Source organism: Arthrobacter humicola, assembly GCF_039531445.1.
In the GTDB taxonomy this organism is placed as follows: domain Bacteria; phylum Actinomycetota; class Actinomycetes; order Actinomycetales; family Micrococcaceae; genus Arthrobacter; species Arthrobacter humicola.
Genome location: NZ_BAAAQB010000020.1, coordinates 1 through 506, shown reverse-complemented (window position 1 = coordinate 506; position 506 = coordinate 1). Strand labels below are relative to the sequence as shown.

1 pseudogene is annotated in these 506 nt (G+C 68.4%); it reads left to right on the top strand.

From position 1 onward, the window contains the following. Positions 1–506 (top strand): annotated as a pseudogene (locus ABD243_RS07215) (pyruvate dehydrogenase (acetyl-transferring), homodimeric type); the annotation flags it as partial.

Below are 506 nucleotides of genomic sequence, written 5' to 3'. Positions count from 1 at the left end.
TGGTGACCACCACGGACTACGTCAACACGATCCCGGTGGACCAGGAAGCGCCGTTCCCCGGGGACGAGGAGATCGAGCGGAAGTACCGGGCGTGGCTGCGCTGGAATGCCGCGGTCATGGTGCACCGGGCGCAGCGGGCGGACATCGGGGTCGGCGGGCACATCTCGACCTATGCCGGGGCCGCGACCCTGTACGAGGTCGGGTTCAACCACTTCTTCCGCGGCAAGGACCACCCCGGCGGCGGGGACCAGGTCTTCTTCCAGGGCCACGCCTCCCCCGGCATGTACGCCCGGGCCTTCATGGAGGGCCGTTTGTCCGAGGAGGACCTGGACGGGTTCCGGCAGGAGAAGTCCAAGGAGGGCCACGCCCTGTCCTCCTACCCGCACCCGCGGCTGATGCCCGGGTTCTGGGAGTTCCCCACGGTCTCGATGGGCATCGGGCCGATGAACGCGATCTACCAGGCCCAGTCCAACCGGTACCTGCACAACCGCGGCATCAAGGACACC